1 pseudogene is annotated in these 938 nt (G+C 65.5%); it reads left to right on the top strand.

Annotated features, from left to right (window positions below):
- Positions 1 to 122: 122 nt before the first annotated feature.
- Positions 123 to 599, top strand: a pseudogene (locus AC0L3I_RS36900) (IS91 family transposase); the annotation flags it as partial.
- Positions 600 to 938: the final 339 nt, after the last annotated feature.

Genomic DNA, 938 nt, shown 5'->3' on the forward strand with positions numbered 1-938 from the left:
AGACTCGCTTCCGGCTGGCGGGCTGCGCCTTTGCCGGGAGGGGGTCGAACCCTCTGGATCGCTTCGAAAGGTTTCAGAATCTACATTCCATTCTCCTTTCCAGGGCTTAGCCTGTCGCAAGGGTGGTCTACGCCAAGGCGCCCTTCGCCGGCCCGGAAGCGGTGCTCGCCTACCTGTCGCGCTATACGCACCGGGTCGCGATCTCGAACAGCCGCCTCATCCGCCTCGACGAGAGCGGCGTCACCTTCCGCTACAAGGACTATCGTCGCGAAGGCGCCGACCGGCAGCAGATCATGACGCTTGCCGCCGACGAGTTCATCCGCCGCTTCCTGCTCCACGTACTGCCAAAGGGATTCCACCGCATCCGGCATTGCGGTCTGCTTGCCGGCTCTGCTCGCAAGGCCAGCCTCGCACTTGCTCGTGAACTGCTGAGCGTCGCCGCACCGTCCGACGATGACACCACGGGCGAACCGGACAACTTCCGCCCGCCATGCCCCTGTTGTGGCGGCCGCATGATCGTGATCGAGGTGTTCGAACGCTGGAGGCAGCCGCGCGGACCGCCACACGGTTCCCCGTCGACCGGGAGCAGCGCGCCATGACCCGGCATGGAATGGTTCAGCCTTCAGCTGCAGGCACTCAGCCTCCGGCGGCGAACCCACGCGCGTCCATGGTTATCATCGGTGCCGACAGGGCCGCGCCCAGCCGCCCACCGTCCCAGCAACACCGCGCGGCGGCGCAACGAGCCGGTCTGTCCGCATTCACCCCAGAACTTCCCGACGGCGGTCGCGCCATCGCCGACATCTGCCGAAATCCGAAATCCCCATAGCCGTCGCCTGTGGCCCGCGGGTTCCTTCCTCGGGGACTTTCGTACGCCTGCCGGCGCCCGAAACTCTTATATGGGGATGGTCAACTACAAACGGGCATCACGTCGACATTGT

The organism is Mesorhizobium sp. WSM4840, assembly GCF_055811755.1.